9 protein-coding genes and 1 riboswitch are annotated in these 8,539 nt (G+C 30.7%); of the genes, 1 reads left to right on the plus strand and 8 read right to left on the minus strand.

Annotated elements, in window-relative coordinates; translation table 11 throughout:
* Positions 1 to 8: 8 nt before the first annotated feature.
* Positions 9 to 236 carry a hypothetical protein gene (locus N4A57_RS08480; protein ID WP_293657529.1) on the minus strand — a complete coding sequence of 76 codons (228 nt, stop codon included), beginning with the start codon at positions 234 to 236 and terminating at the stop codon, positions 9 to 11.
* A gap of 11 nt (positions 237 to 247) precedes the next feature.
* A complete protein-coding gene (locus N4A57_RS08485) occupies positions 248 to 466 on the minus strand; it encodes a hypothetical protein (protein ID WP_293657530.1) in 219 nt (72 codons plus the stop codon).
* A 119-nt stretch (positions 467 to 585) separates the two neighbouring features.
* On the opposite strand from N4A57_RS08485, the gene N4A57_RS08490 reads away from it, so the two are divergent.
* The gene (locus N4A57_RS08490; protein WP_293657531.1) at positions 586 to 1,647 is read left to right on the plus strand and encodes an FAD-dependent oxidoreductase; all 1,062 of its coding nucleotides are present in this window, start codon (positions 586 to 588) and stop codon (positions 1,645 to 1,647) included.
* Between the two features lie 54 nt (positions 1,648 to 1,701).
* Here the strand turns inward: N4A57_RS08490 and glsA are convergent, their stop codons facing one another.
* The 6 genes from glsA to ribD all read right to left on the minus strand — a co-directional run bounded on the left by glsA (position 1,702) and on the right by ribD (position 7,850).
* Positions 1,702 to 2,619 (minus strand): glutaminase A, encoded by a 918-nt coding sequence (gene glsA / locus N4A57_RS08495; RefSeq protein ID WP_293657532.1) that lies wholly within the window; start codon positions 2,617 to 2,619, stop codon positions 1,702 to 1,704.
* Positions 2,620 to 2,951: 332 nt separating this feature from the next.
* Entirely contained in the window at positions 2,952 to 4,286 is a 1,335-nt protein-coding gene (locus tag N4A57_RS08500) for a sensor histidine kinase (protein WP_293657533.1), read from the minus strand.
* 143 nt (positions 4,287 to 4,429) lie between these two features.
* Complete coding sequence (gene ribH, locus N4A57_RS08505) at positions 4,430 to 4,891, minus strand: 6,7-dimethyl-8-ribityllumazine synthase (RefSeq protein WP_293657534.1); 462 nt, start codon at positions 4,889 to 4,891, stop codon at positions 4,430 to 4,432.
* A gap of 19 nt (positions 4,892 to 4,910) precedes the next feature.
* Positions 4,911 to 6,098: a bifunctional 3,4-dihydroxy-2-butanone-4-phosphate synthase/GTP cyclohydrolase II gene (locus N4A57_RS08510; RefSeq protein ID WP_293657535.1), complete on the minus strand. Its 1,188-nt coding sequence runs from the start codon at positions 6,096 to 6,098 to the stop codon at positions 4,911 to 4,913.
* A 16-nt stretch (positions 6,099 to 6,114) separates the two neighbouring features.
* The gene (locus tag N4A57_RS08515; RefSeq protein ID WP_293657536.1) at positions 6,115 to 6,753 is read right to left on the minus strand and encodes a riboflavin synthase; all 639 of its coding nucleotides are present in this window, start codon (positions 6,751 to 6,753) and stop codon (positions 6,115 to 6,117) included.
* Positions 6,753 to 7,850, minus strand: coding sequence for a bifunctional diaminohydroxyphosphoribosylaminopyrimidine deaminase/5-amino-6-(5-phosphoribosylamino)uracil reductase RibD (ribD, locus tag N4A57_RS08520; RefSeq protein ID WP_293657537.1), 1,098 nt, complete (start codon positions 7,848 to 7,850; stop codon positions 6,753 to 6,755). The genes N4A57_RS08515 and ribD overlap by 1 nt, the downstream gene beginning before the upstream one ends.
* A gap of 288 nt (positions 7,851 to 8,138) precedes the next feature.
* Positions 8,139 to 8,253: riboswitch (FMN riboswitch) on the minus strand.
* Between the last annotated feature and the right edge of the window lie 286 nt (positions 8,254 to 8,539).

The raw sequence follows: 8,539 nt of genomic DNA on the forward strand, positions 1-8,539 counted from the left end.
ATTCCCTCTTAATTATCTAATCTAGTTGAAAAAATATGAGATAATATATTAGGTTTAGTCTGGAATTTTTCAATTTTTTGTTGTAATTCTGATATATATCTCATTTCATCATCCCTTAAATCTAAAAATAATTTTCTTAATTCTGGATTTCTACTTTTAATCATAAATTCATTATACATCCTTTGACTTTCCTTTTTACTTCCAAACAAATCCTTTAATATATGTTCATTTTTCATATTATCACCTATTATTGTAAATTTAATTTAATCATCATTTCTGTACAAAGGTCCATATGTTTCCTTGAGGATTTTATCATTTTCTTTAAATAATTTTTTAGATCTTTATCTTTTATGAAAGATAAATATAATTGGATTTTATTTATTAAAAGTTCTTCTTTTTTTCTGCTTTCCTCTAAAAAAATATACATGATTATTTGATTTTTAGCATTTTTATATGCATAATCCATAATTTTCTCCTCTCAATATGTATTTCTTTAAATATTTTTTGTTTCTTATTCAAATATTATTCTTATAATAGTAAAACTTAAATATAAGTTTAATTTTTTAAATGAAAGGTAGAGTAAATATGAAAGTTGCCATTATAGGAGCTGGACTTGCAGGTTTATCTTGTGCCCATGCCCTCGAAAATTTAAAAATAGATTTTAATATATTTGAAAAGAATTTAAAACATAATTATCTAGAGTATTCCATATGTACTCTAAAATTACAAAATTTGTTTAGAAAGGATTTAATAAAACATGTAAAAAAAAGCATGGATTTAAAACTTAAGCCTTTAAATGAATTACATACTATAGAAATGTATTCACAAAACTCTTCCTTCCAGATATGTGGAAATCTAGGCTATATATTTCCAAGGGGAAGATTTCATAAAAACACATTAGAACAGCAGATTATATGCCAATTAAAAACTCCCATTGACTATAATTCTTACATGGAAATGGACCATATAAAAGATGAGTATGATTATATAGTTGTGGCTACAGGAACAAGTAAAATTCCTAAAAAATACAACCTATGGACTAATACTTTTTCTGCCTACACAAGAATTGGTAAAGTGGTAGGAAATTGTAGAACGGACCTTATAAAGATGTGGTTTGATAAGGACTTTTGTAAAAATGGTTTTGTTTATCTTATACCAAATAATGACAAAGAATGTTTTGTCATGTTAATAGTAGATAATATATCCCATGAAGAATTGGATTTTTATTGGAAGAAATTCTTAGATGCAATCCCTTTAAATGGCATTTTAGTTAGTACCTTTGACCTATATCAAAATACGGGATTTATGAGTGATTTAATCCATGAAAATATGATTTTCATAGGTAATTCATCTGGATTTTGTGATAATTTCCTAGGCTTTGGCACTATGGCTGCCATTCATAGCGGATATGCAGCAGCTCAGCATATAGGTAATAATTTAGATTACAAAGAAGAAATGGAGCCTCAAATGAAATACATAAAAAATATGAATTATTATAGAAAAGCCATAGATAATATGGATAATAAGGATTTGGACCTTTTAATAAGTACATTAGATAAGCCCCTATTAAAAAGGCTAATATACAAAAATCCCTTTTTTCACATGGATACAATGGCTCCACTTTTGAAAAAATTTTCTAAAAAATAGGGCGAAAAATTAAGAGTTTAAGTTATTCCCAATACTTAAACTCTTATATATTAATTAAAATATGCTTAAATTCAATTCTTTACTCAACTGATCTAATACTTCAATTCCTGCTATACTATTTCCCTTTTCATCTAGGGCAGGACCAACTACACCTATACCCATTTTATTAGGTACAGTAGCTAAAATTCCGCCACCCACACCACTTTTAGATGGTATTCCTACTTTCACAGCATACTCTCCAGATGCATCATACATGCCACAGGTCATCATTATGGCCTTTACCATTTTAGCTATATGAGGCTCAATTATCCTTTCATCATTGTGCCATAAAAGTCCATCTAAGGCTAACATGGCTCCTATGCTAGCTATATCCTTACAAGTAACTTCAACAGAACATAGTTTGAAATATACATCTAATATGTCTTCCACATGGCCTTCTAGCACCTTGGTACTTTTCATGAAGTGAGCCAAGGACCTATTTCTATGTCCAGTTCTTTTTTCTGATAAATATACCTTTTCATTTAATTTAATTTCCTCGTTATTGCAAATTTTCCTCATAAAACTTAAAACATTTTCAAACTTTTCATCACTAGTAGCTCCCTTTAACATGGAAGCCACTGCTATAGCCCCTGCGTTTATCATTGGGTTTAAGGGTTTATTATAATTTTTCACTTCTAAATTAACTATGGAATTGAATCCATAGGCTGTAGGTTCCACACTGACTTTTTTAAATACTTCATCCATTCCAGTATACTTTATGGCATACATTAAACTAACTATCTTAGATATACTTTGCATAGTAAATTGTGTTTCAAAGTCTCCTGCTTGGAAAATTTCTTTATCCTTTGTCATGACACAAATTCCTAAAGCATTTCCATTCCCCTTTGCCAACTCTGGAATATAAGTTGCAACCTTTCCTTCTTTGGTTAAAGATCTATTATCTTCAACTATCCTCTCTAATAAGTTGTCCATCCTATTCACCTGCCAATAATAGTTTTTCAATTAACAGTATATCAAACTGTCTTATTTTATGATAGCCTTATAGATTTCGCAACACTAAACTTTCTTTATACAGTAACTTGCCTATAAGGGAAATTATTGAAAATCTTTGGAACCCTGGAACGTCACAACATCCTATGCTACTCCAACATGACACATGAACCTATCTACGAAGATTCACACTTTGGCTTGTGACAAGGACTTGGGTGGAAAAGATTTTCAATATATTTTCCTGAAATAGGCACACATAAAGCTGGTTTATACACCAGAAATCTATAGGCACATTAAAAAACTACAAAGGTGATTCAATAGGCCCTTTGTAGTTTATTTTTCCTGTGTATTGGAAATTTCATCTTGAATTGTGTTTCATGCTCATTACTTATAACTTCTATGGAACCACTACTGTTCTCTACTAATTCCTTCACAATATATAAACCATATCCTCTGCTACCAATTTCTTCATCCTTAGTAGAATAACCTTTTTTGAATATTTTATCCTTTAACCCTTCTGATATGGTTGGGCCATTATTACTTATTGATACACAATATGCATCTTCTTCCATATATGTATAAACCCCTATAACTTTATGTTCATTATCATATTTTTCCATCACATCAAAGGAATTATCCAATATATTGCTAAATATACTTATTAAATTTTGACCTTCCATATTTACATGCTCTAAAGAACTCTCAAATTCCACATCAAAATTTATTGACCTCTCATAGGCCCTACTACTCTTAACTAACAATAAACTATCCACATAATCATTTCCCGAGTCATAGTAGTGATAAGAATGTCTTAATCCATCAGATAAATTTTCAAGATATTCCCTTATCTTTTCTACAGCATCTGGTTTATTTAATAGACATAGGGCATGTATCGTACTTATGTGATTTGAAAAGTCATGTTTCTCTTTTCTTATTATTCCAACTACATTTTCTATGTTCTCTATGTGTTGATTTTGAAGTTCATATTCATGTTCTATTCTTATTAAATTATCCCTTTCCTTCACTATCATTATGGAAGTTATTACAAATACTAGAAATAATATGTTAATACTAATTTCAAATAAATATATTTGTTGATCATTATATAAAAATTCCTTAAGGGTCATGCCTAATAAGAGTAAGCTAACTACAGAAGTGACTCCATAATTAAGTATGAAATTTTCCCTATAATTTTTAATTATTGACATATATTTAAAATCTCTTTTCTTAAGAATATATATATAAATAAAGCCTATAATTCCACTTAAATTCCCTACTAATACCTTTGTATTTGTAAGTCCAATTACATCTCCATAATATATTTTATTAGTTATGTTAAGTACAATCATACTTGTACTTTCACACACCATAATTAATATGAAAGTACAAAATACAGGAAATATAGAATCTACAAATTTCATTTTATATAGTTTAGAAAATACAGCCATATTAGTTATGCTAATTATAATAGCCTTATAAGCTAAGGGCACATGGGGAACTAGAAATATTACGATTACGCAATAATAGACTAATATAATTATCTTTTTTATATTATTTGATTCTTTATCCTTATTTGAAATAATTTCATACAAATTAATTACATTTATACATTCTAATATAATTATAAATATGTAGCCTAAGTACGACATAATATTCCCTCTCAAAGTTCATTAAATTTGTTTTTATACTATATTTAGTCAAATTATACCATTTTATTATTTTTTTATCAAATCTCCATAGTAAAATAGAAGGATAGTAACTAGTTACTATCCTTAATTAGATTAAATGATTATTAAATTTCTTTTAGTAAATTTGCCATTTCTATGGCCGATGAAGCTGCTTCGAATCCCTTATTTCCAGCTTTAGTACCAGCCCTTTCTATGGCTTGTTCTATATTATCTGTAGTAAGTACTCCAAATATTACAGGAACCTCACTTTCTAAAGATACTTGAGCTACTCCCTTAGATACTTCGCTGCAAACATAATCATAATGACTTGTAGTTCCCCTTATAACTGTACCTAGGCATATTACACTATCATATTTTTTACTCTTTACCATCTTCTTTGCCACTAATGGAATCTCAAAGGCCCCAGGTACCCATGAAATATGTATATCATCTTCCTCCACACCATGTCTCTTAAGACCATCTATACAACCATCTAATAATTTAGAGTTTATAAATTCATTAAACCTTGCCACAGCAATTCCTACCTTTTGACCCTTACCTATTAAATTTCCTTCATATATTTTCATAGTATATTCCTCCTTAAATTTATAACATGTGTCCCATTTTTTCCTTCTTAGTATTTATATAATTAATACTCTCATCATGAATGTGTGTCTTAATAGAAACCCTATCAACTATATCTAATCCATATCCTGATAATCCCGATATTTTCTTAGGATTATTAGTTATTAGTTTAATCTTCTTAACACCTAATTCCTTTAATATTTGAGCACCTATACCATACTCCCTTAAATCCTCTTCAAATCCTAGGGCAATATTAGCTTCTATAGTATCCATTCCACTATCTTGTAATTCATAGGCCCTAATCTTATTTATAAGACCTATTCCCCTTCCTTCTTGTCTCATATAAAGAAGTATTCCTCTTCCTTCTTCTTCTATTTTCTTCATGGCAGCACCATATTGATCACCACAATCACATCTTAATGATCCAAAGGCATCTCCCGTTAAACACTCTGAATGAACTCTTACTAACACAGGTTCTCCATCATCTACATTTCCCTTTACTAGGGCCACATGATGTTCTCCATTTAATTTGTTTATAAATCCCGCAATTTTAAAATTTCCATATTTAGTAGGCATATTAGCCTCTGCTATCTTTTCTACTAAACACTCTTTTTTTCTTCTATATTCTATTAAATCCGCTATGGTAATTATCTTTAAATTATGCTTCTTTGAAAATTCTAGTAGTTCAGGAACTCTAGACATGGTTCCATCCTCATTCATAATTTCGCATATGACTCCCGTATCACCAGTGTTTGACAACTTGGCCAAATCTACTGCTGCTTCCGTATGACCTGCCCTTTTTAATACGCCACCTTCTTTAGCTACTAGTGGAAATATATGTCCTGGTTTAGTAAAATCATTCTCTGTAGAAGTTTCATCTACCATTTTTAATATGGTATGTGCCCTCTCAAAGGCTGATATACCTGTAGTAGCATCCTTACTGTCTATGGATACAGTAAAGGCCGTCTCCTTTGGATCCGTATTATCAGATACCATCTTTTCTAAACCTAATTTAATTGCTCTTTTCTTCTCTAGGGGAACACATATGAGTCCTCTTCCATATTTGGCCATAAAGTTTATGCTCTCAGGTGTGGCCATACTAGCTGACATGAGTAAATCCCCTTCATTTTCCCTATTTTCATCATCTACTACAATTACTATTTTCCCTGATTTTATATCTTCTATGGCCTCTTCAATTTTATTAAACATAATATTCACTCCTCAATTAACAAAATCCATTTAATCTTAAGAAACTCTCATCTATATTACTTTTATTAGCATGATTTAAAGCTTTTTCCACATACTTACCTAAAAAATCGCATTCTATATTTACCCTATGTCCTATCTTCCTAGTATAAAGAGTTGTTTCCTCTTTAGTGTGAGGAATTATGGAAACAGAGAATCTTTTTTCCTTTGTATCCACTACAGTCAAACTAATTCCATCTACGCATATGGAACCTTTATTTACTATATATTTAGTTAGATTACTTTCCACTTCTATTTCAAATATTCTAGCATTAGAATCATCTCTTATATTTATTATCTTTCCAAGGCCGTCCACGTGACCAGACACCATATGACCACCTAGCCTGTCCCCTAATTTTAAAGCCCTTTCTAAATTCACTAAATCATTAGATTTTAGTAGGGATAAATTAGTTTTATTCATAGTTTCAGGCATGGCATAGGCAGTAAATTCATATTTACTAAAACTAGTTACGGTGAGACATACGCCATTGGTGCTTATACTATCTCCTAACTTTACATCTTCTAATATTTTTTCCGACTTTATAACTATATGGGCACCCTTATTGTCTTTACTAATATTTTTCACCCTACCAATTTCCTCAACTAGCCCTGTAAACACTACACATGCCTCCTCACATAACCTTCTATGACCACATCATCTTCAAAAGACTTAACTTTTATATTCTTAACTTCTATAGAATCCCTCATAAGAGATACTCCCATTCCTTCTACAGGACTTTTACTATCTTTCCCCCCTATAATCTTAGGACCTATAAAAAATATTATTTTATCTATTAAATCTTCCCTAAGCAAACTGTCATTTAAGGTTCCTCCACCTTCTATCAATAGACTATCAATTCCTCTGTTCCCTAATTCTTTAAATAAGTACTTTAAATCTACCCTATCATTTTTAAGGGGAGTCTTAATTAAATTAACTCCTCTATTTTTTAACTCTTCTTCCTTTTCCTTATCTATTAAATTAGTAGTGGCCAATATGACACCCTTGTCAGAATCCATATTTACAACTCTTGATTCTATAGGAATTCGTCCCCTAGTATCTACTATTATCTTTAATGGATCTACACTTGTTCCTGTAAGTCTAGTATTTAACATGGGATCATCTTTAATTATTGTATCTACACCTACCATAATAGCACTTACTCTATTTCTCAATTGGTGTACATATTCTCTACTCTTTTCATTAGTTATCCATTTAGAGTCACCCGTTTTAGTAGCAATTTTACCATCTAGGGTCATGGCACTTTTCAATATACAAAAGGGTTCTTTAGTAGTTATATATTTTATGAACTCCTCATTTAAAATCTTTATTTCTTCACTACAAAGGCCCACCTGAACTTGTATTTTTTCGTCCTTTAAAAGTTCAATGCTTTTACCTGCCACTAGGGGATTAGGATCCTTTATTCCAATAACTACCCTTTTTATTTTTCTTTTTATTATTTCCTTTACACAAGGAGGAGTTTTGCCCTTATGAAAGCACGGCTCTAGGGTCACATACATAGTAGCCCCTTCTACACTATCATTTGCTGAATTAAATGCTTCTATTTCAGCATGATTACCACCATAATATTTGTGATAACCTTCTCCTATGACTTTTCCATCCTTTACAATTACTGCTCCTACTAAGGGATTGGGACTTACTAATCCTTCTCCTTTTTTAGCCAGCTCAATAGCTCTTTTCATATATTTTTCATCCATATTTTCACCTCTTAAGAAAACAAAAAAATATTATTCTATATATGATGTTTTTTTTATTATATTCCACTACTACTAGTTTTAATATTCATTTATTTATTTTCAGGAAAATGTTCTCAGACAAGAGAAAGAATTGATTGCTTTAAGACTATAGATTTAGAAAGTTCCTGGTTATTTAAATATTAATAACCCCTTCTTAAAAGATATGTATTAAAAAACCCTGAAGAAATATTTCTCCAGGGTAAATAATATGCAAAATCGCACAAACACAGCCATTCTACTATAGCTAATACTCTCCTTCTCTCATCCAGACTTTACTGTCGGTCTTGGAATTTCACCAAGTCAACCTATTGGTTCGCGGACTTTAACCGCCGGTGGGGAATTTCACCCTGCCCTGAAGGTTTTCATTATTTAATTATCTTGATTATAGTTTAACTTATTGTATTTGTCAACATAGATTTTCTAATATTCACCACTTAAGGCATCTTTACATATTATATTTTTATAGGTTTTTCTTATATAGATTTCTTGGTAAAAACCTTGTTTTATGTGGGCCTATTTCAGGAAAATATATTGAAAATCTTTTCCACCCAAGTCCTTGTCACAAGCGAAAGTGTGAATCTTCGTATATAGGTTCATGTGTCATGTTGGAGTAGCATAGGATGTTGTGACGTTCCAGGGTTCCAAAGATT

The sequence above is a fragment of the Anaeromicrobium sp. genome, assembly GCF_025210435.1.
GTDB lineage: Bacteria > Bacillota > Clostridia > Peptostreptococcales > Thermotaleaceae > Anaeromicrobium.

Coding starts and splice junctions, on each gene's coding strand:
- N4A57_RS08480 (WP_293657529.1), bottom strand. CDS start 236: ATGAAAAATGAACATATATTAAAGGATTTGTTTGGAAGTAAAAAGGAA.
- N4A57_RS08485 (WP_293657530.1), bottom strand. CDS start 466: ATGGATTATGCATATAAAAATGCTAAAAATCAAATAATCATGTATATT.
- N4A57_RS08490 (WP_293657531.1), top strand. CDS start 586: ATGAAAGTTGCCATTATAGGAGCTGGACTTGCAGGTTTATCTTGTGCC.
- glsA (WP_293657532.1), bottom strand. CDS start 2,619: ATGGACAACTTATTAGAGAGGATAGTTGAAGATAATAGATCTTTAACC.
- N4A57_RS08500 (WP_293657533.1), bottom strand. CDS start 4,286: ATGTCGTACTTAGGCTACATATTTATAATTATATTAGAATGTATAAAT.
- ribH (WP_293657534.1), bottom strand. CDS start 4,891: ATGAAAATATATGAAGGAAATTTAATAGGTAAGGGTCAAAAGGTAGGA.
- N4A57_RS08510 (WP_293657535.1), bottom strand. CDS start 6,098: ATGTTTAATAAAATTGAAGAGGCCATAGAAGATATAAAATCAGGGAAA.
- ribD (WP_293657537.1), bottom strand. CDS start 7,850: ATGGATGAAAAATATATGAAAAGAGCTATTGAGCTGGCTAAAAAAGGA.